At 66.1% G+C, this 24,244-nt stretch carries 24 protein-coding genes and 1 pseudogene; 6 read left to right on the top strand and 19 right to left on the bottom strand.

Going from position 1 to position 24,244, the window contains the following annotated elements:
* Positions 1–6 precede the first annotated feature (6 nt).
* The 3 genes and pseudogenes from ACWW36_RS08265 to ACWW36_RS08255 all read right to left on the bottom strand — a co-directional run bounded on the left by ACWW36_RS08265 (position 7) and on the right by ACWW36_RS08255 (position 2,900).
* A complete protein-coding gene (locus ACWW36_RS08265) occupies positions 7–954 on the bottom strand; it encodes a secretion protein EccK (RefSeq protein ID WP_456142697.1) in 948 nt (315 codons plus the stop codon).
* Between the two features lie 957 nt (positions 955–1,911).
* Positions 1,912–2,208: pseudogene (locus ACWW36_RS08260) on the bottom strand (WXG100-like domain-containing protein); the annotation flags it as partial.
* 35 nt (positions 2,209–2,243) lie between these two features.
* Positions 2,244–2,900 (bottom strand): hypothetical protein, encoded by a 657-nt coding sequence (locus tag ACWW36_RS08255; RefSeq protein ID WP_456141072.1) that lies wholly within the window; start codon positions 2,898–2,900, stop codon positions 2,244–2,246.
* 106 nt (positions 2,901–3,006) lie between these two features.
* Here ACWW36_RS08255 and ACWW36_RS08250 point away from each other — a divergent pair, with 106 nt between their 5' ends.
* Positions 3,007–3,294 (top strand): hypothetical protein, encoded by a 288-nt coding sequence (locus tag ACWW36_RS08250; RefSeq protein WP_456141071.1) that lies wholly within the window; start codon positions 3,007–3,009, stop codon positions 3,292–3,294.
* 64 nt (positions 3,295–3,358) lie between these two features.
* Here the strand turns inward: ACWW36_RS08250 and ACWW36_RS08245 are convergent, their stop codons facing one another.
* The 12 genes from ACWW36_RS08245 to ACWW36_RS08190 form a co-directional block, all read right to left on the bottom strand.
* Complete coding sequence (locus tag ACWW36_RS08245) at positions 3,359–4,084, bottom strand: hypothetical protein (protein ID WP_456141070.1); 726 nt, start codon at positions 4,082–4,084, stop codon at positions 3,359–3,361.
* Between the two features lie 322 nt (positions 4,085–4,406).
* Positions 4,407–4,910, bottom strand: coding sequence for a hypothetical protein (locus ACWW36_RS08240; protein ID WP_456141069.1), 504 nt, complete (start codon positions 4,908–4,910; stop codon positions 4,407–4,409).
* 35 nt (positions 4,911–4,945) lie between these two features.
* Positions 4,946–6,007, bottom strand: a complete 1,062-nt coding sequence (locus tag ACWW36_RS08235; protein ID WP_456141068.1) for an alpha/beta hydrolase — start codon at positions 6,005–6,007, stop codon at positions 4,946–4,948.
* A gap of 66 nt (positions 6,008–6,073) precedes the next feature.
* Positions 6,074–6,670, bottom strand: coding sequence for a hypothetical protein (locus tag ACWW36_RS08230; RefSeq protein WP_456141067.1), 597 nt, complete (start codon positions 6,668–6,670; stop codon positions 6,074–6,076).
* On the bottom strand, positions 6,667–7,011 hold the full coding sequence (locus ACWW36_RS08225; RefSeq protein WP_456141066.1) for a YbaB/EbfC family nucleoid-associated protein: 345 nt from the start codon (positions 7,009–7,011) through the stop codon (positions 6,667–6,669). Before ACWW36_RS08225 ends, ACWW36_RS08230 begins: the two co-directional genes overlap by 4 nt.
* Complete coding sequence (locus tag ACWW36_RS08220; protein ID WP_456141065.1) at positions 7,008–8,507, bottom strand: PPE domain-containing protein; 1,500 nt, start codon at positions 8,505–8,507, stop codon at positions 7,008–7,010. Before ACWW36_RS08220 ends, ACWW36_RS08225 begins: the two co-directional genes overlap by 4 nt.
* A gap of 38 nt (positions 8,508–8,545) precedes the next feature.
* Positions 8,546–9,943, bottom strand: a complete 1,398-nt coding sequence (gene eccE, locus ACWW36_RS08215) for a type VII secretion protein EccE (RefSeq protein WP_456141064.1) — start codon at positions 9,941–9,943, stop codon at positions 8,546–8,548.
* Positions 9,940–11,286, bottom strand: coding sequence for a type VII secretion-associated serine protease mycosin (mycP, locus tag ACWW36_RS08210; protein ID WP_456141063.1), 1,347 nt, complete (start codon positions 11,284–11,286; stop codon positions 9,940–9,942). The genes eccE and mycP overlap by 4 nt, the downstream gene beginning before the upstream one ends.
* A 223-nt stretch (positions 11,287–11,509) precedes the next feature.
* The gene (locus ACWW36_RS08205) at positions 11,510–11,767 is read right to left on the bottom strand and encodes an HPr family phosphocarrier protein (RefSeq protein ID WP_456141062.1); all 258 of its coding nucleotides are present in this window, start codon (positions 11,765–11,767) and stop codon (positions 11,510–11,512) included.
* 30 nt (positions 11,768–11,797) lie between these two features.
* Positions 11,798–13,855, bottom strand: coding sequence for a PTS fructose transporter subunit IIABC (locus ACWW36_RS08200; protein WP_456141061.1), 2,058 nt, complete (start codon positions 13,853–13,855; stop codon positions 11,798–11,800).
* A 21-nt stretch (positions 13,856–13,876) separates the two neighbouring features.
* Entirely contained in the window at positions 13,877–14,854 is a 978-nt protein-coding gene (locus ACWW36_RS08195) for a 1-phosphofructokinase family hexose kinase (RefSeq protein WP_456141060.1), read from the bottom strand.
* Positions 14,851–15,618, bottom strand: coding sequence for a DeoR/GlpR family DNA-binding transcription regulator (locus tag ACWW36_RS08190; RefSeq protein WP_456141059.1), 768 nt, complete (start codon positions 15,616–15,618; stop codon positions 14,851–14,853). Before ACWW36_RS08190 ends, ACWW36_RS08195 begins: the two co-directional genes overlap by 4 nt.
* Before the next feature lie 42 nt (positions 15,619–15,660).
* Here ACWW36_RS08190 and ptsP point away from each other — a divergent pair, with 42 nt between their 5' ends.
* Entirely contained in the window at positions 15,661–17,442 is a 1,782-nt protein-coding gene (gene ptsP, locus ACWW36_RS08185; protein WP_456141058.1) for a phosphoenolpyruvate--protein phosphotransferase, read from the top strand.
* Here the strand turns inward: ptsP and ACWW36_RS08180 are convergent, their stop codons facing one another.
* Positions 17,443–17,793, bottom strand: coding sequence for a metallopeptidase family protein (locus tag ACWW36_RS08180; RefSeq protein WP_456141057.1), 351 nt, complete (start codon positions 17,791–17,793; stop codon positions 17,443–17,445).
* Between the two features lie 4 nt (positions 17,794–17,797).
* Complete coding sequence (locus ACWW36_RS08175) at positions 17,798–19,189, bottom strand: septum formation family protein (RefSeq protein WP_456141056.1); 1,392 nt, start codon at positions 19,187–19,189, stop codon at positions 17,798–17,800.
* A 147-nt stretch (positions 19,190–19,336) separates the two neighbouring features.
* Between ACWW36_RS08175 and serS the strand changes: the two genes are divergently transcribed.
* Positions 19,337–20,596, top strand: a complete 1,260-nt coding sequence (serS, locus tag ACWW36_RS08170; protein WP_456141055.1) for a serine--tRNA ligase — start codon at positions 19,337–19,339, stop codon at positions 20,594–20,596.
* Here the strand turns inward: serS and ACWW36_RS08165 are convergent.
* On the bottom strand, positions 20,593–20,928 hold the full coding sequence (locus ACWW36_RS08165) for a hypothetical protein (RefSeq protein WP_456141054.1): 336 nt from the start codon (positions 20,926–20,928) through the stop codon (positions 20,593–20,595). The two genes, serS and ACWW36_RS08165, sit on opposite strands and share 4 nt — an antisense overlap.
* Positions 20,925–22,475, bottom strand: a complete 1,551-nt coding sequence (locus tag ACWW36_RS08160; protein ID WP_456141053.1) for a Rieske 2Fe-2S domain-containing protein — start codon at positions 22,473–22,475, stop codon at positions 20,925–20,927. The genes ACWW36_RS08165 and ACWW36_RS08160 overlap by 4 nt, the downstream gene beginning before the upstream one ends.
* 80 nt (positions 22,476–22,555) lie before the next feature.
* On the opposite strand from ACWW36_RS08160, the gene ACWW36_RS08155 reads away from it, so the two are divergent.
* From ACWW36_RS08155 to ACWW36_RS08145, 3 genes are read left to right on the top strand one after another with little or no spacing between them, the layout of a single operon-like run.
* Positions 22,556–22,678 (top strand): hypothetical protein, encoded by a 123-nt coding sequence (locus tag ACWW36_RS08155; protein WP_456141052.1) that lies wholly within the window; start codon positions 22,556–22,558, stop codon positions 22,676–22,678.
* 10 nt (positions 22,679–22,688) lie between these two features.
* A complete protein-coding gene (locus ACWW36_RS08150) occupies positions 22,689–23,465 on the top strand; it encodes a lysophospholipid acyltransferase family protein (RefSeq protein WP_456141051.1) in 777 nt (258 codons plus the stop codon).
* A gap of 3 nt (positions 23,466–23,468) precedes the next feature.
* A complete protein-coding gene (locus tag ACWW36_RS08145; RefSeq protein WP_456141050.1) occupies positions 23,469–24,230 on the top strand; it encodes a lysophospholipid acyltransferase family protein in 762 nt (253 codons plus the stop codon).
* The last annotated feature ends 14 nt before the right edge of the window (positions 24,231–24,244 follow it).

Here is a 24,244-nt window from a genome sequence, read left to right as displayed (position 1 = left end):
CAAGTGTCAGACGGTCGCGTCGGTGGAGATCGCGTCCGACATCAGAACGCTGAGATGCTGCCAATAGATCCAGTCGGCGATGGCTTCGCGCTGGGCGGCAGCGTCTGGAGCGGTGTGAGCGCGGTGCAACGCTAGTTCCTGCGCATGCTCCGCGTATGCGACGAAGGCCTGCAAGTGGGGTGTCGCCCGGTCCGGCGCATTGCTGAGAAGAGGCCGGAACACCTCAAACCACAACGCTGAGCGCTGATCCTCTGGAGGCTCTGCATTGGCGGGCGGCGGGGGAAGCACCTCAGCGAGGCTGGCATCGCTGACGGCCGCGAGTTGTCGCGCGGCATCAGGTGCGATCACCTGCAATCGGCTGCGTCCCTCCATCTGTCCGCTCTCCGGGATGTCGTCCGGTCTGAGCGTGACCTTCGGGGCGCCGGGATCGAAGCCCTTGAATTGGTCCTCGGTGGCGATCACCGCCCGCAGTTCAGTGCCGTGATGCTGCGCCCAACCATGAAGGGCGAGAATGGGATACGTCGTCCAGGTGCCGCGAACGTTTGCGGGGACGGAGTCATCGGCGCTGGCCATCTTGACGTGCTCGGGCAGGTTGACACCTTCAGGGATGTAGCCCACGCCGTAGTTGTTGGCGACGACGATGGTCCCGTCCTTCGCGAGCCCGGTCACCCAGAAGAAGCCGACGTCGGAAATGCCGACGTTAAGGGCAGCACCTATTCGTTGGGCCAGCTGCACAGGATCGTTGCCGGTCGAGCGTCGTCTAAGGGCGCCGGCTGTCGAGGCGGCGGCGATGGCCTCGCGTTCCGCGCGGGCAGCCGAAACAGGCACTGGCGCGGGCGCGCCGACTGCGCTCGAAGCACCGGCCGCTGCGGCGGGCGCCACGCTCGGGCCGACGGGAGTGGCCGGCGGCACCGGTGCGGCGGGAGGCGGTGTTGGAGGCGGACCGAGCGGCATCGCGGGACCCGAGGGAGATCCTGGTGTGGGCGTCGGCGTGACGGGAGCGGCGCCGGCGCCAGCACCCGGGCCTTGGGCTGCAGGCGCCTGAGGCGGCGCAGGTGCTGGGGGCGTATCGGGAACCGGCGGGGGAATAGGCGGTTGGGCGGCAGTCGGAGCACCAAGCGGTGATGCCGACGGTTGCGCTTGAGGGATAGGAGGCTGTGCCGCAGCGGATTTCGCCGCGTCCGTAAGCCCGCGCTGAAACTCGGCGGCTTGCGCCTGTCCAGCCGTTGTTGCGGCGGGGCTTGCAGTGCTTGGGACGCTCGGCGCCGACGGTGAAGGCGCCGAGGGGCCCGACAACGGCGTCGACGGCACGCCGACGCGGCCTGGAGCTGAAGGCGCGCCTGGGCTGCCGGGGAGGCTGGGCAGCCCCGGAGATCCGGCTGTAGGGGGAGTCTGTGGACCTGGGCCGAGGACAGGAGGTTGCCCGCCGGAAATCACCGGCGGAGCAGGGCTGATCGAACCTTCATCCGGTACCCCCGCGTCGTTGGGATTGGAAACGGGGCTGGGTCCCCCGCTCTGGGGCGGCGGTGGAGCAGGCGTGGTGGTGCCTGTGGTTGGTACTTCTGGATCGGCGGGACCGCTTACCGGGATAGGGGCACCTTCCGGCGGAGGCGGTGGCGGTGCGGCCGGAGATCCCGCACTTGGCAATCCAGGGCTACCTGGATTGCCGGCTGGGAGGACGGGCTTTCCCTCGGGTTGGCCGGAACCGGACCAAAAGTGACTAGCTCCATTTGAGTTGGGGGCGTCGGGCATGGTAGCCGGATTTAGACGGAAACCTTCGTTAGCGACAACGCCGATGTTTTCGTTGCGCGTTGCATTAACGGTCGCTTGAATCGCGGCTGCCTTGGCGTCTTCCGAAGCGTCGTCGTTGCTCTTGATGTTCTCGATTACACGGTTCGCAGCGTTGACGTTGTCGATGATCTGGTTCTTGGCGCTGACGACTGCGTCGTGGCTGTCGCGAAAGAGCTGTGCCGATTTCTCTAGGTTCTTTCTGACACCTTCAAGGTCGGCAATGCGTCCATCGAGCTTGTTGCGCGCCGCAATTGCGCCGCCGCCCGACCAAAGTCCTACACCGTCGAAGAGATGCGTTCGTTCTTGCTGCGCGGCCTCCAACTGCGCTTGGACGGTTTTCGCAATCGAGTCGAATGTTTCAGCTGACCTACTCAAGACATCCTCATCGACGTCGGGCCATGCTGGTGGCGCCGTCATGCCGTATGGATCAGGGGGCCTGCCAATACCCATAGTTAGCCGCCGACCGCATTACATGCTGCATAGATAATCGAGGTTGCGCGCAGGGCCGCCTCCGCGAGATAAAAATCGGCAGACGTGTACGTAGGCAACCCCGCCGCATAAGCTCGGCGATACTGCGCAGAGGCGACCGCGAAATCTTGGATCAGTGGATTGGTGCTGCTTCGCCCCAACTTCTCAATCCGGTCCGCGTAATCATTCATCACGGGCGTTACGGCGTCGGCGACTGCGCGCTGGTCCGAGCTCCAGTTGCTCGCTGGGATGCTCGGATCTAAGGACTGCCACGCTTTCGTATCCGTCTTGAACTGATTCAATAGCCGATCCCACTCTTCGCACGTCGGATCAGCCGTTGTCAGAAAGATCTTCGGATCACTGGGGTCCGTGAGCGCGGCGAACTCCGAAGGTGCAGCCGGAGCGGAAACCAGGGGTGCTCGTGCCTGTGCCGAATGCCACTCGATGGCGGCGCAGATATCGACCAGAACAATTCCGGTGGCGATGACAGCATCAGCGAAATGCTCATCACTTGGTTTGTAGGCAGGGATCGCGTCACTGTAGGCCCGCGCGTATGCGATGAACTGCTCGTAAACTTCGCGCATGAGCCGATGGGGAGTCAGCTTCGCAAGCGGTACGGTCTGGTCGGACGCATCGCGCATAGCTCGGCCGACTTCCTCGAACTGCCTGCGTTGATCTGGCGTCCAATCCGACGCGGCTACAGCGGGATCGCGTTTGTCCCAACCCTTTCCTTGTATAGCCACGAATGTGTCATTGATTGGACGCCACGCCGCGCAACTCGGGTCTTCCGTGATGATGTTGGCCGGCCCCTTGTCGTTGGCGCTCGCCAATCCGAAGTCGTTGGTCGACGTCGGAGACGACGGCGTGCTCCCACCATCCTTCGTCACCGAAATCGTCACTGCCGCAGTCACTCCGATGACCGCCAGCAATGCAACCGCACCGAGTCCCCACTTCCAGCCGTTGCCGCGCTTCTTCGGCGGCGGCCCTGGCGACCACGGCTGCTGCGGCCACGGCTGCTGCGGCGGTCCGCCATAGCCCTGCTGCGGCCACGGCTGACCGGGCGGTGGCTGCGGCGCTCCACCCGGCGGCGGCTGAAAGCTCACAGCGCGGTCTCCGGCGACTCAGCCGAACCCCTCGCAGGCTGCGGTTCCGGTACCCGCTCGCCTCCCGTATTGCCTGGCGCCGCTTCAGAATCCGCCCCGTGCGCCGCATCGGCTGGATCTGCCTCGCCGCCGTCTTCCGGCTTCTGATCCTTGCCAGCCATCTCCGACACTTGACCGACCTGCTGCATCGCGCCCTGCACACCCTGCATAAGACCCTGCGGAGCAGACGCCGCCATACCCGCGGCTTGCTGCGCCATCTGCATCGGCATGCCCATCATCTGTCCGAGCTGACCGCCCTGACTCGCCGCGTTCGCGGCTCCAGCTGCCGGCGAAGCCGCGCTTCCGGCTGCGGACGTCGCTGCACCCGCGCCGCTCGCAGCGCTGCCACCGCTCGGCGACCCGTCACCCGGACCACCGGTCGAGTCCATTTGTTCCAGACGCTTGAGGATCTCTTCGGCCAGCTGTCGATCCGTGGTGTCGTATGTATTCGCGGCGTTCAGCACGTTCTGCGCGTACCGCGTCAGCTCTGCTTTGGTCACCGGCAGCTGGGCAATCACCGGAGCAACCACCTCGGCGACCTTGCCCGCGATCGCCACCGACAATCCGTCCGCTCCCTGCGGGCTAAAGGCCGTCGGCGGCGGCGGGATCTCGCCCGCCATCTCCTGCAGCCTCCCAGCCGCCTCACCCACAAGCGACGTATCGATCCGCAACGTCTCAGTCACAAATTGCTCCGCCCTGCAACGTGGTCACCGCAACGGTCGCACGCGGTCACCGTCCGCCTGAGACCCCGGCATGCATTGGCAAGCCCCCTCAGGCGACATCAAGAAAATGCTACCTGAACAGCAACACCCACAACCGCACGAATTCCGTCCAACCAGAACCACGAAATGCAGAGAGCCGGAACGTCATCTACCAGGCAAGAGACGACAGATGTCCTGCGCCGGGAAACTAACGCATTACCTTCGAGAAGCACTTCTACCCGCACTGGCTAATCGGCACCATAACAATCCGCAGCAAACGCCCCGAGAATTACGACGACAACAATTAGCGAGTTTGAAGCTGACTGGTCACGTCCTCCGGGACCGTTGTGTGGTCGGCGTTGTGGTCATGTGTATCCCGGCATTCGCCGAGTAGGTCCACGCCTGCGTGCCCATTCCCTTCCGTCGCCGGCGCTACCGTCACAATCGCGTCTACGCCGTTGCGGGCGAGCGTCGGAGCATGTGACTTCGTGTCGGCATTCGTCCGCCAGCCATTCGCCGTCAACGGCTCGATGACCGCGGCTTCCGGCACCGGCGCGCTGTGATCCGCAGGCATCCAGAACCAGAATTTCACTCTTCCCCTGTACGGGCCGCGACCTTCGTCGCTGCACGAATCGAAGAAGAAGTCCGCGCTGACGACGTCTGCGTGAAGTGTGTTGACGATGTCGCGGGCGGCGTCCATCACCTGCGCGCGTGCCTGGTCCGGTGAGATGGGGTTGGTCACGACGTCGCTACATCCGCTGACAGCAAGCGCGGCGACGAGCATCGCCGCTATCCGGTTGACCCGCACTGGTCATTCCTCTCCTTCGCCGTCGAATCCGCAACTCAGCTCCCAGGCCCGCCGTGCTGGTGGCCCGTTGTGGGCAACCGCCACTTCTCAGGGTCGATGTTGTCGAAGATGTCTCCGGGCAATCCAACCCGATGTGGCGCTGTCATGCCGTCGTGTTCCAGCGCATCGCCGTGGCCCGACACGATGTCGGAAACACTGAACAGCGATTCCGATTGCGCTGCGAAGTACTCGCTGTGGTCGTGGAACGGGTTGGCGCTCCACGTCGATACCTCGGCCTTGAACCGTGTCGAGCCGAAGCCGTCGATCGCCGGATCCGTTCCTAATCCGACTGATAACCCCGGAGCCGAAAGCTGACCCTTCCCGAAATGGGTAACTGGATCCGTCGATGCGGCTCCGACGTAAAGATGTCCCTCGGCAGGCAAATGGAAGTCGGCGGCCGATCGGGCCAGATCAGTGCCAGGTGAACCGACGAGCACCACATCGTCGGCACGCATCCCAAATCCGGCGGCCGCGTCGGCGGTCGTGGTGGATCCATACGAATGTCCGAGCACCGTCAGATGCGACGGACTGCCGCCATGGGTCACATCTAATGCATTGACATCTGCGGCAAGGATTTTCGCGCCGGCGCGAGCCATATCCGGTGACGCCACGCTTAAGTCCGGTAGGGCGTCCGGCGCGTCGTAACCCATCCACATCACGACGGCGGTGTCTTTGTTCCAGTCCGCGCGTGCGGCTTCCTCGTAGAGGTTCATGGCGTCTGGGCCGTTCATCGTGCCGCCGGCGACGCTGGTCGTCATGCCGGGAACGATCACTGCGGTGTTGTCCGCCGTGTCCGGGTTGCCGATCGCGATGGCCGCCGCACCCTCGCCGTTGAATACGTCCGGCTGATATTTGAGCAGGTAGACGCTGGCCTTCTTGCCACGCTCGTCTCGCGCGAGCCCGTCCCTCAGCAGCCCCTCTTGAACGCGACGGGCGTTGTTGTAGCGCGTGATATCTGCCGCGTTCAGGCCGTAGCGTTCCGGATGTGCCACGACTTCGTCGTTCGATACGTGGTGATCGGCGGCGGTCTGCGTCACCCTCCGCAGGTCGGCACCCATCACCGCGAGATTGGCCTGGCTGCGGGCGTCTACCGGAACACCGTTGAGATTTCCGATGCGCTCAGGTTACTCTTGCAGAACCCTCTGTCGGTCCGCATCGCTCAACGAATCCCACCAGCGTTTGACCGCTATTGGATCTGTGCCTTCCGGCGGAATATGGGGACCGGACGGCTGCGCGGGGGCTTGCGGCACAGCGCCATTCAGCGCTGCGGCCGTCGCTTGGTCCACCGCGTCGAACGTCCTGAGCAACGCCTTCAGCAGCAAGGTGTAGGCGGTGGCCATCGTCGGCGTCATCAATTGACCAGTGCCCGTTGCTTGTACCGTTCCGTCGTCACTGACCAGACCGCCAAGCGATGTCGCCTGTGCCGCCGTGTTGAGAATCTGTGCGCGCAACGCCGACAGTTCACCGCCGCCCGTGGTGAGCGCCCGCTGCATCACTTCCAGCCGCGCCCGCAATTCGAGTTGATGCTGCATGGTCTTCTCGGCGCGGCCCGCCGCGGCATCAGCGGCCGAGCCGTGCCACTCGGTGAACAGCTGCGCTAAAGCCTGTTGCTGCAAGGCTATTTGGGCCTCAAGTCTCTCGATCGAGGCGCGTATCCGGCCTGCGGCGTCGACAAGGCCATCGGGCTGTGACCCGGCCACCACCGAGATCGTTGCCGTCACATCGGGTCGGGACTCTGCAATTCGGCAGTAATTTCCGTGACGGCTGCGTCGATCCGCTCGCGGTCAGCCTCTATGGACGCCGTCGCTGCCGCCAGGGCCTTCTGCAGCGCCTCGTTGATCCGCTGCTCCACAGCCTGGGCGCCCAGCCGCAAAAGGCCCTCTTCGATGAAGGCGCCCTTCAGGTGGTGATGTCCGTCCAGCGTCACCTCGACGGTCTCGGATTCATCTGTGGCCGTGAATGTTTGGTTGTTCATCCGGTTCAGCTGATCGTCGACGATCGACTGCAGCTGCTGTGCCTGGCGGAGAACCGCAGCCACTTGCGGATGCATCTCGTCGGTCACTTGGAGTCCTTGCCGTCCGGCACGTCTTTGCGACGGCGCAGACCGATGACGCCTTCGGTCCATTCACGGTCTTCGGTGTACAAGTCCTCGTCGGGCGACAGGTTCGGATCGCGACGTTTTTCCTTGCCCTGATTTTGGTGGCCGGCTCCGTGCATCGGTGCCATGCCGCCACCCATCCCGCCGCCGGCGGCCGCTCCTGTCGACGCCGCGGGAGAGGCTGATGCCGGGTGTGTTGGGGGTCCGGCAGCGACGGTCTCGGCACTCACCGCGGGCGACAACGGCATCGTCGGCGCACCTCCGCCTCCGCCTGCACCGCCGCCGCCCGCGCCACCGCCGCCGTGCGCAGCGGCGGGCTTTAGGCTCGGATCCGTTGGAAGTTTTGGAGATCCGGTCGACGGGAGCCCGCCCGGCATACCTCCGGATGGCGCACCTCCTCCGGAGGGCGCGCCGCCACCCGAGGGCGCTCCGCCACCCGACGGAGCACCGCCACCGGCGGGCGAGCCAGACTGCGGTTGTCCCAACGACTGACCCATCCGTTGCGCCATAGCCGCCGGATCCTCGGCAGGCTGCCCGGACCCGTCGCCGCCAGCGCCTCCACCACCGCCTGGAGCGGCCGTCGACGGGGTGCCTGCCGAGGATGGTCGAGGATCCGCTGGTTTGACCGGCGAAAAGGTGGCGTTCTTCGCGTACTCTTCGCGAACTTCGTCGGACCGGCGCTGAAGCTCTTCCAATTCCTGCTGTAGTTGCGACATCTGGATGCCATTGCCCAAAGCGCCCTGTGCCGCCAAATACTTCAGCTGAGCCTCTGCGGCAACATATTTCGAGAAGATCTCGGTGTGTTCACCAAGTGCGGCTTCGTGCGCGTCGATGATTTTGGACGCCGCCTCGGCAAGGTCATGCCATGCGTCTGAAAGTTGTTGTAGCCAACTCCCGAATTCGTTCATTCGGGAGTACGCGGCATCGGCCGCCTCGCCTTCCCAATCTCCACCGACCGGTTTCGGTGCATTGCCAGCTACCCGCTGGGCGGCTACTCCCCACTGCAGCATGGCCATTTTCAGCGAGGCGCCCTGGTCGCCGCCCATCAAAGCGCTTTGTGTTTGTGGCACGTCGCTGTAGCCGGTCGCGCTCAGCAGCTTCGGAGCCGGCGGTGCTGACGGAATGGGAGCGGGCGGCGTCGACGGAGCAGGAACCGGAATCGAGTCCACTGCGGCTTCACGCTCTGAGGAGATTGCCTGCCCGTATGTCCTGTCGACGTTCTCGTAGGCCTCCGCGGCGATGGTCAGCATCTCGGCGATGCGCTTGTTCTCGACTTCGGCCCACTGTTGGTATTTCTCGAGAGTGTCGGCGTTTTCGTTGAGATTGGCGATTGCATCGTTCGTCGAGGGAAGGGTGTCCGGGGGCAGCGCAGCCTCAGCGTTGGGGTTCGTCCAGGCCTGCGCCTGCATCTCCGCTGCGCGGCCCCTCAGGGCGCCAGGTTCGACCCTCGGTCCAGCCATCGCTATCGCCCCCTTCTGTTTCTGGGCGCTGCCATCCTCTAGCCCTCCAGAGCCATCTGGTAGCGGCTTTCCTCACGCGGATTGATCAACCGGATCGGGAGCTGCCGATGCCGCGGCGTGTCGATGAAGTTCTGCCGCAACACAACTCGGCCGATGCCCGGATGAGGGCTGAGGTACGTCGTCGCATTGGGCCACGACACCTTGGCCACCTGACCGATACGGCCGTTGACGAACCCGGCGAACTCCCGGAACTGCGAGCCGAGCGTCACGACTGCGCCAGCCGCCGCCGACCGCACCACGAACTGGGTGAACAATCGCGCGTCGCCAAGGTTGATGCTCACGTCGACGTCGTCGAAAGGCATGTACACCGGATACCGGTCGGCCGTCTCGCCGACCAGCACACCAGCCGATCCGATCGGAAGTTCGTAATGCCGATCGGTCACCGGGCTGATGCCCTGCAATGCCGCTCGCTGCCCACCGAACAGACACGAAAACCCGCGTGGTGTAGACGGATTCGCGAGCGTCGTCAACAACACCGTCGTCGTCGGCGCCAAGCCGGGCCGGATCCGCACCCGGGTGATGGTGTGATCCGCCCGCGCCGACCACCACACATCCGGGCCGCCAGACGCACTGTATGCGGCGGTAAACGTGCTGCGGCCCTTGATTGCCGACCACGTCTCCCGTTCGAAGCTGATCTCGGTGGCACGGTCGAAATCGTCGAAGCTACGCAGCGGCCTCGCGTCGATTCCGTTGCTCGCCAGCTGATCTGCGATACGAGTCGCCGAGGTCACCAGATAACGAGCCAGCCCTGCCACGCCGGCTTCCCTTCGCTGCGACGACTTGCGGGTGTCTTCGGGATCGGCGCGCAGCACGATCCACGTCCGTCTGTTCGCCGGCGCGGGGTATGGCCCGACCACCTGTTCGTAAAGTGCGACCAGGCTCGCCGGCGCCGTCTTGCCCACCCGGTAGCCCGCGGAGACGACGTCGGCCTCCAGATCCGGGCAGTGCGCGGCGACCAGCTGCTCGACAAGCCGGGTGTCGACAACGTCGTCGGTGTACGCCGAGCCACTGACGATCACCGTCGGCGTGAACGGCCGGGGGACCAGCTCGATGGCCGAAACCAGATAGTCGTCGTGCCACCGGACCGCCACGTGATCGCCCGGCAACACGGTGGCGCCGACCGCCGGTTCGGACGGCATGTCGGGGACGTTGCGATGGCGCCGACGCCACGAGAACACCGCTGCGACCCAGCCGGTGAGCCGTCGCCCACGGACCGTCACCACCGTCGCGATCACGATGAGCACCGAGAGCGTGATGCCGAGCCACAACAGATTGAGCTGACTGAACAGCGCTATGCAGGCCGGGATCAACGCCGCCGCCCAGATGGCGTGGCCCGTCGTGAATCGCAGGCCGAACAGACTCAGGAATCTTTTCATCGGCGCCTCAGTGCGCGTCGGGCGAGGGCGCCGAATCCGAGGGCCAACCCCAAGGCGGCCGCCGTCACGACGACTGCGGTGATCGGCCCGCGGTCGGGCGGCGGCACGTACACCGGTGGCGGCAGCTGCTTGACCTTGTAGGGAACGGTCGCCGGGCCTGCGGGTACATCCCACGTCAACGCCGCGACCGGGTCGATGACACCTGCGCCCACCTCGTCGTCGACCCCGCCGCCCGGGTGCCGCGCTGTGGCGGTGATGCGGTTGATGATCTGGGCGGGCGTCAGGTCGGGGAACCGCTGTCGGAGAAGCGCCGCGAGTCCGGACACATACGCCGCCGCGAACGACGTGCCGTTGATCGGGATCGGGCCGTCCTGACCCTGCAACGCGTTGACCGGCGCGCCGTCATAGCCCAACGCGATGATGTTCTCCGCGGGCGCCGCCGCGCTGACCCACGGTCCGTGCATCGAGAAGTTGCTCGGCAGGCCGTTCTGCGCGATGCCGCCGACCGTCAGCACCAGCGGCGAGTACCACGCCGGGCTGACGATCGTCTGCACCTGCTTCCACCCGCGGGGGTCGGCGGGGATCGCAGGATCGGGGGCCGGGTTCTGGTTGCAGTCCTGCCCGGTGTTGCCCGCCGCGACGATGATGACCGCGCCCTTGACGTTGACGGCGTAATTGATCGCCGCGCCAAGGCCGGACTCGTTGATCGGCCTGGTGACCTTGTAGCAGGCGGCCTCGCTGATGTTGATCACCTGGGCGCCGATGTTGGCCGCGTGCACGACGGCTCGCGCGAGGCTGCGCAGCGAGCCGGCCGTCTGCGTGGTGTTCGGATCGTTGGGATCGCTGCGCGAGCCGACCGGCTGAAACGCTTCCGACGTCTGGCGAAGCGACAGGATGCGGGCATCGGGTGCGACGCCGACGAACCCGTCGGTGGGGGCTGGTCGGCCGGCGATGATCGACGCGGTGAGTGTGCCGTGGCTGTCGCAGTCGCTCATTCCGTTGCCCGCCTTGTCGACGAAATCGCCACCGGGTTCCGCGGGCACCCGCGGCGATCCGTTGACGCCGGTGTCGATGACGGCGACAGTTATCCCCGCGCCCGTTGCGAACTTCTGCGCCTCGTTGATCCGCAGGTAGTCATCGGCCCACGGCTTGTCGGCGAAGTTCGAATTCGGGAACGCCGTCGGCGCCGAGCAGACGCGACGCTGTTCGGTCGGCTGGTCGGGACCCAACTCGTCCGGTGGCACTACGGCCGGATCGATGGTCGGAGGTTCGATCGCGACGGCGGGGGGAGCACTCAACAACGTCAGAATCAGCGTTGCAAGCAGCACACCGATGCGGTGCACGCGTCTCCACCCCCCTCGATGCCGGGCCAGCGCAATGTGTGCTGGCGCTCCCGCAGCAAACCAAGCGCCGCCCCGTGGACGGCACAAATTCTCACGTCAAGCCGATTGGCCGATTGCACGCAAGCAATCTTAAGGGGGTGCCGAAGTGGGCGGTTCCGGTTTCTTGCCAGCCAGGCTCGTTCGCTGACGCTTCGGGCCAGCTCAGAGGAGAATTTGCCTGCTGCTAGGCATCGAGATCTTGCTGGACCAACTCCGCAACCGTCTTCAACGCCTCTTCGTCGTCGCTGGCGACGGTCACTTCTGCGCCGTTGCCCGCTCCAAGCGTCATGATCATCAGCGCCGAGCCGGCGTCGACCGGCTCACCGCCGTCCATGGACAGTGTGACTGGCACGCCGGCGTTGACGACGGCTTCGGCAATGATCGCGGCGGGTCGGGCATGCAGCCCGATGGCCGAGCCGACGATGACGGTCTTTGAAGGCATGGGTTCTCCTAATCGGTGGTTGGTGTGGGTCTATGCAGTGGCCAGCGCGGGCTCTTCCTCAGCCTTGGCGCTGGGCTTGATGAACTCTTTCGCGGCGATGACGGCCAACGCGCCTGCGCCCGTACCGACCGCGAGGGCGACCAGGAACCACAGCAGATGACCGATGGCGAAGAACACGAATATGCCGCCGTGCGGGGCCTTCAGCGTGACGTCGAAGGCCATGATCAGCGCGCCGGTGACGGCGCCGCCGAACATCATCGACGGGATCACCCGCAGTGGATCGGCCGCCGCGAACGGGATGGCACCTTCCGAGATGAACGACGCGCCGAGAAGCCAAGCGGCCCTGCCGTTTTCCCGCTCCGGTTCGGTGAACAGGCCCGGTCGGATCGTGGAGGCCAGAGCCATCGCCAGCGGTGGGACCATCCCTGCGGCCATCACCGCCGCCATGATCCGCAGCGACGCCGGATCGGAAACATTGAGGCCGGCGGTGGCGAACGCGTACGCCGCCTTGTTCACCGGGCCGCCGAGGTCGAAGCACATCATCAGGCCAAGCACGATGCCGAGGATGATGACCGACGTGCCCGTCATTCCGCCGAGCCAGTTGGTCAGGCTGGTGGTGATCCAGGCCAGCGGGCGTCCGAGCAGCATAAACATCAGCAGGCCGACGACCAGCGACGCGAACAGCGGAATGATCACGACGGGCATCAAGCCTCTGAGCCAGCGCGGTGCGGCGATGCGACTGATCCACAGTGCGGTGAATCCGGCGATCAGACCGCCGACGATGCCGCCGATGAAGCCACCGCCGACGAAGACCGCGACCGCGCCCGCCGTGAACCCGGGAGCGATGCCGGGCCGGTCGGCGATCGCGAACGAGATATAGCCGGCGAGTGCGGGCACCAAGAACATGAACGCCAGGCCGCCGAGCGTGAACAGGACCGCTCCGAGATACTGGGTGAAACCGCCCGATGGCAGGTTGGTCAGCGAGTTATTGCTGGCGATGACATGTCCGAGCGAGCTGAATCCATAAGGCAGTGAGGGTTTTTCGCCGTCAGGCTTGTTTGCGATCCCGTAGCCGCCGAACAGGAAGCCGAGCGCGATCAGCAGGCCACCCGCGGCGACGAACGGGATCATGTAGCTGACGCCGGTCAGCAGTATCTGTCGCAGACGGGTGCCCCACCCCACACCGCCGGCCGAGGACGCGGCGGGTGCCGGTGCGCTCGCGTCACCCTGGACTCGCGCAGCGGCGGGATCGGTTGCGGCGGCGAGTGCTTCGGCCACCATCTTGTCGGGTTCGTTGATGGCGCGCTTGACACCCGAGGCGACAACGGGCTTGCCCGCGAACCGGCCCCTGTCCTTGACGCCGACGTCGGTGGCGAAGATGACCGCGTCGGCTTCCGCGATGGTCGACGCGGACAGTGGTGTGCTGCCCGACGATCCCTGCGTCTCTACATGCAGTGTGGCGCCGGCCTTTTTGGCCGCGGCGACCAGCGAGTCGGCGGCCATGTAGGTGTGGGCGATGCCCGTCGGGCAGGCGGTGATGGCGACCAACGTCTTGGGCTTCGCCTGCGCGGGTTCGGCCTTTGGCTGTGGCTTTTCAGCGGTCGGTGCCGGATTCACCACGCCGTCGACAAGCTCGACGACCTCCGCGGGGCTCGACGCGTTGCGCAGTGATTCGACGAATTCCTTGCGCACCAATGCACGAGCCAGGCTGGACAGCAGCTTCATGTGCTCGGCACCGCCGGCTTCCGGGGCCGCGATCAGGAACGCCAGGTCGGCGGGACCATCGGGCGCGCCGAAATCGACGGCTGGGTTCAGCCTCGCGAACGCGATCGAGGCGGTGTCGACATACGGCGATCGGCAGTGCGGGATCGCGATTCCGCCGGGCAGACCGGTGGCGGACTGCTCCTCGCGGGCCATCGCGGCGGCCAGCAGTCCTTCGGTGTCGGCGGTGCGACCGGCGTCGGCGAACCGGTCGACCAGCCGGCCGATCACCGCCCTTTTAAGGTCGCCGGCAGCCCCCTCTACGTCGATGTCGAGCAGCACCAGATCGGTGCTGATGATCGGCTGTGAAGCGGTTGAGCGTGTCATGGCAATACCTTCGTGTGGTTGTTACGACGTGGCTGGAGTCGGTGAAATCGTGGTGACCCGAACGGCATTCAGGTCGATCTGGGAAGGCGTGGGCAGGGCGGAGCCCGGCAGCGCGGCGGCGGCGCTGCCGTAGGCCACTGCCATCTGGAGGCGTTGTGGAGGAACGGCGCCGCCCACCTCTGCCCGCAGGTATCCGGCTAGGGACGCGTCCCCCGCGCCGACCGTGCTGCTCGGGATGATCGGGCCCGGCGAAGCCATCCAACTGCCGGTTTCGTCGACCAGAACGGCACCAGCGGCGCCGAGTGTGGCGAGTACCGCGCGAGCGCCGCGGTCCACGAGTTCGCGCGCCGCTGTCACGACGGGCTCTGGATCACCTTGTGCAACAGCGGCTTCCAGTGCCTGCGGTGAGTAGCCCAGCACGCCCGCCAGCTCCTCGGCGTTCGGCTTTATCAGGTCCGGTGCGGCGCGGCCGAACGACTCCACGAGTGCCGTCAGCGGGGCTTCCGAGGTGTCGACCGCGACTCGGCATGGGTACGGCGCGAGCCGGGCCACCACCTCGGCATACCAGTCGTCGGTCATCCCTGGCGGAAGCGAACCGGACAGCACCACCCAGGACGCTTGCTCTGCGTTGGCGATCACCGCTGCGGTGAGCGCTTCGATGACCGCCGGATCGAGTGTTGCGCCCGGCTCGTTGAGTTTGGTTGTGGTGCCGTCGTGTTCGGTGATCGCGAGATTCGTCCGCACCGCCTCGGTGGACGTCACGCATCGGAAGGCCACGGCACTGGCCTGCAGCGCCGCGATGAGCGGATCGTCATACGGAGCCGGCAGCAATGCGACGCTTTCCACTCCGGCCAGCGTCAACGCGCGGGCGACATTCACGCCCTTGCCGCCCGGCTCGGTGGTGACGGAAGAGACCCGGTGAACCGCACCGCGGGTGAGCGGCCCCGTGAGGGTGACAGTGCGGTCGATGCTCGGGTTGGGGGTGACGGTGACGATCATGCGACCACGACCTCGACGCCGTGTTCGGTGAGCTGCTTGCGATCGCCGTCGCCGATCTCCGAGTCGGTGATGAGCGTGTCGACGCTGGAGATCGGTGCGAAGCTGACGAAATCCTCGCGGCCGACCTTCGACGAGTCCGCGGCCACCACAACGTAATTCGCGGCGTTGACCATTGCACGCTTGACGGCGGCCTCGTCGCTGTCCGGTGTGGACAGACCGTGCCCGATGCTGATCGCGTTGGTGCCGATGAATGCGATGTCGACGCGCAACGTATCGAGCACCCGCAGCGTCTGTTCGCCGACGGCGGCCTGGGTGAGACCGCGCACCCGTCCGCCAAGCAATTGCAGCGAGACCGACGGCATGGCCGCAAGCCGGGCCGCGATGGGCACCGAGTTCGTCACCACCACGAGTTCGCGGTCGGTGGGCAACTGGGCCGCGATCCGTGCGGTGGTCGTCCCGGCGTCGAACAAGACGCTGGCGCCGCTGAGGGGAAAGAACTCAGCAGCGGCAGCCGCGATGGCGTCCTTGTATTCGGCGCGGGTGGCTTCGCGTTCACCCACTCCGGGCTCGACGAGGTGCAACGCCCGGACGGGAACGGCGCCGCCATGCACGCGCCGCACCACACCCGCCCGGTCGAGGACGGCCAGGTCGCGTCGGACCGTCTCGGTCGTGACGTCGTACGCCTGCGCCAACTCGGCCACCGAGGCGCGGCCCTTGCTGATCACCAGCGAGGCGATCGCTTGTTGACGCTCTTCGGCATACATGAGGCTCCGTTTGTGTGGTTATCGGCCCGATTCGATGTGGTTATGTTTGGTTTTACTACTGTTCGTGTTGACTTGTCAAGATTTCCTTGTAACCTGATTCACATGTCCACCTCGTCTCCGCCTACGTCACTGCCGTCGGATCCCGGCGTCGGCCACTACCCGGCCGGCACCGTTCTTCGTGGTGTGCCGGTGGTCGCCGGTGTGCAATACGCCCCGGTGATTCGGCCGGGCCGGTTGCCTGCGGTCGACGACTTAACGTCGCCGGACGTCGACGAATCCGACCGTCCTGCCGAAGCGGCCCGCTTCTCCGCTGCCGCCACCGCCGTCGCCGACCGGCTGCGCGATCGCGCGGCCAACGCGACGGGAGCCGCATCGGAGGTGCTGGCCGCCACGGCGACGCTCGCGCAGGACCGGGCATGGCTCGGCGCCGCCGAGAAGCGGATCAAAGAAGGCATGCCCGCCGTCCGGGCTGTGGCTGCGGCCGTAGAACAGTTCGTCGGCATGTTCACGCAACTTGGCGGGTTGATGGCCGAGCGGGTCACCGATCTCCAAGACATTCGCGACCGGGTGATCGCCGAACTGTCGGGCCTGCCTGAGCCGGGTGTGCCGCTGCCAGCCAGCCCGTCGATCCTGTGTGCCGAGGACCTCGCGCCTGCCGACACCGCGGGCCTGGATCCCGAACTTGTTGTCGCACTTGCCACTACGCTCGGCGGACCGACGAGCCACACCGCGATCATCGCCCGCCAGCTGGGCATCCCCTGCGTGGTTGCCGTGAGCGGATTGGATGCCGTCGCAGCCGGCACGATGGTGCTTGTCGACGGCACGCTCGGCACGGTCACCGTGTCGCCGGACGAGGCCGCCGCGGCCGAGGCCGTCGCTACGGCACACCGGGAAGCTGAACGCGCCGCGCATTGGGCGGGTCCGGGCGCTACCGCCGACGGCCATGCGGTGTCGATACTTGCCAATGTCCAGGATGGTGCGGCGGCCCGGGCTGCCCGGGAAACGCCGGCCGAAGGCGTGGGGCTGTTCCGGACCGAGCTGTGCTTCCTCAACCGCGACACCGAACCCGGCGTCGAAGAACAGGCGGACATCTACGCCGAGGTGCTCGACGCGTTTTCCGGCCAGAAGGTGGTGATCAGGACGCTCGACGCGGGGTCGGACAAGCCGCTGAAGTTCGCCGGCCACCCTGAGGAGGCCAATCCCGCGCTGGGCGTGCGGGGGATCCGCATCGCCGAGGGCAATCCAGGGCTGCTGGACCGGCAGCTGCAAGCGATCGCCACCGCGGCGCATCGCACCGGCAACGACGTGTGGGTGATGGCGCCGATGATCGCCACCGCCGCGGAAGCCAAACACTTTGCCGCACAGGTGCGTTCGCATGGTCTCACGCCCGGCGTGATGATCGAGGTGCCCGCCGCCGCGCTGCTGGCCGACCGCATACTCGAGCACGTCGACTTCCTGTCCATCGGCACCAACGACCTGGCCCAGTACACGATGGCCGCCGACCGCATGTCGGCCGAACTCGCCACGCTCACCGACCCGTGGCAGCCGGCTGTGCTGGCATTGGTGGCGATGGCGGTCCGCGCGGGTGGCGCGGCCGGTAAGCCCGTCGGTGTATGCGGCGAGGCAGCGGCCGACCCACTGCTTGCGTGTGTGCTTACCGGTCTCGGTGTGACGTCGCTGTCGGCGGCCTCCGCGGCGATCCAAGGTGTCGGGGCGAAACTGGCGCAGGTCACGCTGCAGCAATGCCGTGACGCCGCCGACGCCGTGCTGGCCACCGCAACGGCAGCCGATGCGCGGGCCGCGGCACTTGCCGTACTGGGCTGACTAGCCCCAGCCGAGCTCGTGGAGCCGGTCGTCGTCGATGCCGAAGTGGTGCGCGATCTCGTGGATCACCGTGATCGCCACCTCGTCGACCACCTCGGCTTCGTCCTCGCATACGTCGAGCAACGCATCGCGGTAGATCGTGATGGTGTCCGGCAGCGAGCCGGCGTACCACGAATCCCGTTCCGTCAGCGCCACCCCGTGATACAGGCCGAGCAGGTCGGGCTCGTCGGGATTGCGGTCCTCCACCAGGACGACGACATTGTCGATGGCGGCCGCGAGCTCCCGCGGAATCAGGTCAAGTGCGTCGGAGACCAGCTCGTCGAACCGTTGCGGGCTCATCCGCACGGCCACGCGGTTACTGCCCCGGTAGTGGCGGCGGCACCGGTTCGACAGGCGCTGGAGGCGGTGCGACGTCCCCAGCGGGCGGCGCGGCCGGGCCAGGCGGTGCGCCTTCGGGCGGCGGAGCATCTCCGGCCGGCGGCGGGGGACCGTTGAGGAACGTATTGCCCGGCGCGGGTGCAGGTGCTGGTGCGGTGGTCTGCGTTGCCGTGGTACCTGGTGTCGACTGCTGCGGCATGTGCTGGGTCTGCTGACCCGGATCGGTGGTGTCGGAGCTGGTCGACTGGCTGGATTGGCTGGATTGGCTGGACGTGTCCACCGGCACATCGGGGATCGGGATCGACGGAAGGTTCAGCCGCTCCTCGGGAATGTCCGGCGGTGCGATCGGAGGCTGCCCGTTGATCAGCAGCGGCCCCTTGGCGCTGTTCAGCAGTGTCGACCAGCCGCCGTTGCCGAGCGTCGCGCCGATGCTGCACGACACCTGGCGGCTGCCGGCCGACCAGCTCGGCAGCGAGATGGTGCTGTAAATCAGCGTCAAAGTGGTGCTGCGCAGCTGGATCGGCGCCAGATAGGCGTCCGTCATCCGGGTGCAGGTGTCCTTGATGAAGCCGTCCTGCTCGGGCTCCGCAGGCAGCCCTGCCGGGAATTTCTCGGCCAGGTTGACGGCGCCCGTCACCTCCATGGCGTGCGGTGCCGCGCAGTCGACAGGGATGTCGGTCGGCTGATTGGTTGACGGGTCGATACCCAGACACGTACCTGCGGACCACACCTTGGACTGGTCGACGTCGGCGACCTTGCCCTTGAAGGCCATCTGCTGATTGTTCGGACCGGGCAGCTGCAGACCGCACAACATGCGTCGCTCGCCTGATTGGCGCCACGCCTTGTCGCCTGACCACAGCATCGAGATCGTGAACCGGCTGTTCGGGTCGAAGCGCGCACCGAGGTAGCGCTTGACCGCGGCCGAACACTGCTCCTGGCTGATCTGCTGGATGCGCGCGGCCGACGGCGGCGCTGCGTCGGGGCCGTACTCACTGCCCGGGAAGGTGCGCATGTCCACCGACTCCGCGACCTCGAAGCGGTGGTCATCCTTGCATTCGACGATCTGGGCCTGGTCGGGCGTGCGTTCGGGCCAGTTCAGGCAGTCGCCGCTCTTGGCATGGTTGAACGTGTCGTTGCCGCGCGGGCCCAGCGAGATCGCGCTGTTGTTCAGCCCCGGCACGGCGTTCTCACTCTGCGGCAGCGCCGTGATGAGACCCGCGATGAGCAGCCCGCCGAGCGCGGTCAACAACAGCGCGCGGCGCGTCGACGCGGCCTGCAGACTCTGCCACCACGCCACCCGCTCCGACGGCTGTGCGTCGTCCTCAGCGAGGATTTCCTCGCGCTCGGGTGCCTCCAACATCCGCTCCATTGTGACAGGCGTGTCGGGCGTTGTGACAAGTGATGCAGTTGTAATGTTACGTGGTTGTGCTCCGGCACCAATTGACAGGCACGTCGATTCCGATTACGCGCGGGGCCATGCCGACCACATCGGGCGAGGAAAAGTAGGGTTGCGCCCGTGATCGACCTCAAGCTGCTACGCGAAAACCCGGACGTGGTGCGCGCGTCGCAACGTGCCCGCGGGGAAGACCCGGGCCTCGTCGACGCGCTGGCCGAAGCCGACGCCGCACGGCGGTCCGCGGTCTCAGCCGCCGACAATATGCGCGCCGAGCAGAAGACCGCGAGCAAGCAGGTGGGCAAGGCATCGCCCGACGAAAGGCCCGCGCTGCTGGCACGGGCCAAGGAGCTCGCCGACAAGGTCAAGGCCGCGCAGGCCGAGCAGGCCGACGCCGAAAAAGCTTTCACCGCAGCGTATATGGCGATCTCCAACGTCATCATCGACGGTGTGCCTGCGGGCGGCGAGGACGACTTCGTCGTGCTTGACACCGTCGGCGAACCCCGCGGTATCGAAAACCCGAAGGACCACGTCGAACTCGGCGAGGCCCTTGGCCTGATCGACCTGGAACGCGGGGCCAAGGTGTCGGGGGCGCGCTTCTACTTCCTCACCGGCGCAGGTGCCCTCCTGCAGCTGGGTCTGCTGCAGCTCGCGGTGCGACTCGCCACCGAAAACGGCTTCACCCTTGTCATCCCGCCCGTGCTGGTGCGGCCGGAAATCATGGCGGGCACCGGATTCCTCGGCGCCCACAGCGAAGAGGTGTACCGCATCGAGGCCGACGACCTCTATCTCGTCGGCACCTCCGAGGTTCCGCTGGCCGGATATCACTCCGACGAGATCCTCGACCTGTCCGGCGGGCCGCTGCGTTACGCCGGGTGGTCCTCGTGCTTCCGCCGCGAGGCAGGCAGCCACGGAAAGGACACCCGCGGCATCATTCGCGTGCACCAGTTCGACAAGGTCGAGGGCTTTGTGTACTGCAAGCCCGACGAGGCCGAGGCTGAGCACCAACGACTGCTGGCCTGGGAACGTCAAATGCTGGCACAGATCGAGGTGCCGTATCGCGTCATCGACATCGCCGCAGGCGATCTGGGTTCCTCGGCGGCGCGCAAGTTCGATTGTGAGGCGTGGATCCCGACACAGCAGACGTACCGGGAGTTGACCTCGACGTCGAACTGCACGACGTTCCAGGCGCGTCGCCTTTCGGTGCGCTACCGCGACGAGAACGGCAAGCCGCAGACGGCCGCGACGCTCAACGGGACGCTGGCAACCACCCGTTGGCTGGTGGCGATTCTGGAAAACCACCAGCAGCCCGACGGCAGCGTGCGCGTTCCAAAAGCGTTGGTGCCGTTCGTCGGAACCGAGGTGCTGGAGCCGAAAGGCTAGTCCGCGAGCAGCTCGTCCAGCCTGGCCAAGAATTCCTTCGGACGCTGCGGGGTGAATGCGGGCTGAGGCCGAACGCCGGGCACATCGAGCGTCACCAGCGTCGACTTGATCGGGCGCCAGACGTCCAACGGCAACCAGCGGCGCAGATCCGAGCTGCCCCAGATCCGGAACCGCTGAGTGAACATGCCCAAAGGCTCGGCCTTGTATCCGCGAATCGACCGCAGCGGGATCACCTTCGACGTTCCCGACGGAAAGTGATAGCGACGCAACGTGATCGCCTCACGGTCCAGCTGGATCATGCCGTCGTCGTAGAACTGGCGCGGAGCCGTCATATCCGCCGCGACCTCAGCTCGTGTCCCTTGGAGGTCAGGCAGCGGCCGTTCTCCAGGTTCCACTGCCAGCCATGCAGGTTGCACGTCAGCGTGGTGTCCTCCACCACGCCGAACTTCGACAGGTCGGCCTTCAAGTGTGGGCAGCGACGCTGAATCTCCCAGCCGTCCAGGTTGATTGACGCGGTGTCGTCGTGGGTTTCGGCGAACCAGCCGTCAGCGTAGGCGATGCGTTCGTCGGTCAAGCACTTGAAGAAGGTGTAGAGGAACTCGTTGTAGCCACCGACCCGCCACGCCGTGAACCGGGTCGACAGGAAGATGGTGTTGACCCAGTCCGGCTCGTTGTCGCGCAACACGGTGCGCACAAGCTCAGGTGCGATCGCAAACCCGTACCGGAATTTCTCGTCGGGAATGGGTTCGCGCACAGCGCGTTTCGGGAAGTCCAGAACGACGGTTTCGGCGCCCATCCGCAGCTCGACGGGATAGCCGATGCCGTCGCAGATCTGATCGCTCTGAAGCATGATCGGCTCGAATGTCGCCCGCAGCGGCTCCAGCAGTGGTTCACCCGCGGCCGGCGCCCAGCTGGCCTTCTCTGCGGCCAACACTGGGGCCATCCGCTCGGCGTAGTCGGCGATGTATGCGGCCTTGCCCGTCGTGAAGATCGCGCGCACCTCGTCGTCGGGCAACGGGTGATCGAGCGAATTAAGCTGCGGCCCAGTGAAATCCGCTGTGGTACCCGGAACCATCAGCACCCCGCGGTCATGGCCGTGCGCACGCATCTGCTCCAGGAACACCACCTGGTCGGGGAAGATGTTGGCGGGATCGCCGTGGTCGTCGTTGAGGTCCCGCAACTCGTCATCGAGGAAGCACGGCGGCCCGGCCGACGGGATCACCCACGTCGCCCCAACTTGAGCGATGTACTGGCGGCAGCGGTCCATCTGGCGTTGCCGCTTTTGGATGCCGAACGCCTCCTTGGCCCTGGCCGGCATGTCGTAGACCATCGGATACCAGATCGCACCCGAGTACTGCAGCATGTGCACGTCGACGTGGTCGAAATCGGCGTGCAGCACGTCCAGGTCGACGGGCCGGGCGTCGTTCATGTTGAAGCAGACCGTCTCGCCGTCGTCGACGACCAGCCCCGAGTCGCCGATCGGACCGTCGGCCGGCGCGCGCAACGCGATGATCATCACGTCGAGGTCGCCCTTCGGTCCGCTGACGCGGTGCTTGACCGAGTCCGTCGTCTCGAAGAACCGGTGAAAGCCCAGCTGTTCGAGCTCGCGCTGCAAATCCGGCACCGGGAAGTCGGGCAGCAGAACGACGGCGTCCTTGTTGACGTGGTCGCGAAGGTTCTTCGGGTCGAAGTGGTCCTTGTGGAGATGCGAGACGTAGAGGTAGTCCACGTCGCCGAGCGCGTCCCAGTCCAGCTGGCTGTTGTCCGGGAACGGGAACCAGGACGCGAAGTACGCCGGGTTGACCCACGGGTCGCACAAAATGCTTCCGGCTTTGGTGTCGATCCGGAAACCGGCGTGACCCACGCTCGTGACCTGCACAAATGCCCTTTCGGCTGGACGGGGAGGACGGTTCGAGCTTAACGGGAGGAGATGTCACCGGCGTTCCACAGGGCGAGGTAATGCGCGAGCCTGTCGCCGTCGGGCTCGATGCCGCGGGCGTCGAAGATCTCGGTGCGCCACACGCCGCCGATGTCGTTGGCCCGGAACTGGCACCGGTTCGCTGGGAACGCTCACGCGACTAGGCTGCCTGATGTGGAGCCGGTATACGGAACAGTCATCCAACTCGCGCGCCTGGTATGGCGCCTACAGGGATTGACGTTCACGATCACCGGCGTGGAGAACCTGCCCGTCACGGGCGGCGCGGTCATCGCCATCAACCACACGAGCTACTTCGACTTCACCTTCGCAGGGCTGCCAGCCTACAAACAGCACCGCGGTCGCAAGGTGCGGTTCATGGCCAAGCAGGAAGTCTTCGACCACAAGATCTCCGGGCCGATCATGCGCAGCCTGCGCCACATCCCCGTCGATCGCGACAGCGGCGCGGCCTCGTTCGACGAGGCATGCCAGCGGCTCAAAGAAGGCGAGCTGGTCGGTGTCTACCCCGAGGCCACCATCAGCCGCAGCTTCGAGATCAAACAGTTCAAGTCCGGCGCGGCGCGCATGGCGATAGCGGCCGACGTGCCGATCGTTCCCCACATCATCTGGGGCGCACAGCGGATCTGGACCAAGGGCCACCCGAAGAACATGTGGCGCCCGAAGGTTCCGATATCGGTGGCCGTCGGCGAGCCGATCGCCCCGACGCTGCCGCCGCAGGAGCTGACCGCGCTGCTGCATTCGCGCATGCAACACCTGCTCGAGCGGGTGCAGGACGCCTACGGTCCGCACCCGCCCGGCGAGTACTGGGTGCCGCACCGGTTGGGCGGAGGAGCGCCGTCGCTGGCGGAAGCCAACCGGATGGACGCGGAAGAGGCTGCGGAGAAAGCCGCGAGGCGGGCGCAACGGGCCGATCCCACCGAGGCGCCGGGGTAGCCGATGGAGCCGGTCTTCCGCACGCTGGAGATTGCCGTCAGCCTGGCGACAAAGGCCATCGGGACCAAAATCACCTACCAGGGTCTGGAGAACATCCCGGAACGCGGCGGCGCCGTGATCGCGATCAACCACACGAGTTATGTCGACTGGTGGCCTGCGGCGCTCGCGGCATATCAGCGGCACCGTCGAATGCGCTTCATGATCAAGACCGAGATGCAGGACGTGAAGGTCGTCAACTTTCTGATCAAGCATTCCGGGACCATTCCGGTGGACCGCCAGGCCGGGGGAGGCGCGTACGCGGTGGCGGTGGAGCGCCTGAAGGCAGGTGAGATTGTCGGCATGTACCCGGAAGCCACCATCAGCCGCAGCTTCGAGCTCAAGGAGTTCAAGAGCGGGGCGGCACGGATGGCGCACGACGCCAATGTGCCGATCGTCCCGCTGATCGTGTGGGGCGCCCAACGGCGGTGGACCAAGGATCATCCAAGGAACATGGGGCGCAAGAAGATTCCGGTCACCGTCGCGGCCGGGACGCCTCTCTATGCTGCCGGCACCATCGATGAGACGAGCGCCGCGATGCGTGAAGCGATGAACACGTTGCTGCATCGCGTCCAAGAGGAATACCCGCGTCCGGAGGGCGCGTACTGGGTGCCGCGCCGGATGGGCGGCTCCGCGCCGACGATGGACGAGGCGAAGGTGCTCGAGGACCGAGAGCTGGCCGAGCGTGCCCGCAAACGTGCGGAACGCGAGGCGAAGAGCCGCCGATGACCAAGGCAAGAAGC

The sequence above is a fragment of the Mycobacterium sp. MMS18-G62 genome, from assembly GCF_053877835.1.
The sequence above is the reverse complement of the archived record's forward strand: the minus strand, read 5'-3'. Positions and strand labels throughout refer to the sequence as shown.

Bases quoted from the DNA above. Each gene is read 5' to 3' on its own strand.
- ptsP (WP_456141058.1), top strand. From the start codon at position 15,661: ATGTTTGGTTTTACTACTGTTCGTGTTGACTTGTCAAGATTTCCTTGT.
- ACWW36_RS08145 (WP_456141050.1), top strand. From the start codon at position 23,469: ATGGAGCCGGTCTTCCGCACGCTGGAGATTGCCGTCAGCCTGGCGACA.
- ACWW36_RS08155 (WP_456141052.1), top strand. From the start codon at position 22,556: ATGCGCGAGCCTGTCGCCGTCGGGCTCGATGCCGCGGGCGTCGAAGAT.
- ACWW36_RS08235 (WP_456141068.1), bottom strand. From the start codon at position 6,007: ATGGGTGCCGACCTGCGGAGGGTGACGCAGACCGCCGCCGATCACCAC.
- ACWW36_RS08265 (WP_456142697.1), bottom strand. From the start codon at position 954: ATGCCGCTCGGTCCGCCTCCAACACCGCCTCCCGCCGCACCGGTGCCG.
- ACWW36_RS08220 (WP_456141065.1), bottom strand. From the start codon at position 8,507: ATGGCTGGACCGAGGGTCGAACCTGGCGCCCTGAGGGGCCGCGCAGCG.
- ACWW36_RS08175 (WP_456141056.1), bottom strand. From the start codon at position 19,189: ATGGAGCGGATGTTGGAGGCACCCGAGCGCGAGGAAATCCTCGCTGAG.
- ACWW36_RS08255 (WP_456141072.1), bottom strand. From the start codon at position 2,900: ATGCGCGATGCGTCCGACCAGACCGTACCGCTTGCGAAGCTGACTCCC.
- eccE (WP_456141064.1), bottom strand. From the start codon at position 9,943: ATGAAAAGATTCCTGAGTCTGTTCGGCCTGCGATTCACGACGGGCCAC.
- ACWW36_RS08205 (WP_456141062.1), bottom strand. From the start codon at position 11,767: ATGCCTTCAAAGACCGTCATCGTCGGCTCGGCCATCGGGCTGCATGCC.
- ACWW36_RS08195 (WP_456141060.1), bottom strand. From the start codon at position 14,854: ATGATCGTCACCGTCACCCCCAACCCGAGCATCGACCGCACTGTCACC.
- ACWW36_RS08190 (WP_456141059.1), bottom strand. From the start codon at position 15,618: ATGTATGCCGAAGAGCGTCAACAAGCGATCGCCTCGCTGGTGATCAGC.
- ACWW36_RS08165 (WP_456141054.1), bottom strand. From the start codon at position 20,928: ATGACGGCTCCGCGCCAGTTCTACGACGACGGCATGATCCAGCTGGAC.
- ACWW36_RS08200 (WP_456141061.1), bottom strand. From the start codon at position 13,855: ATGACACGCTCAACCGCTTCACAGCCGATCATCAGCACCGATCTGGTG.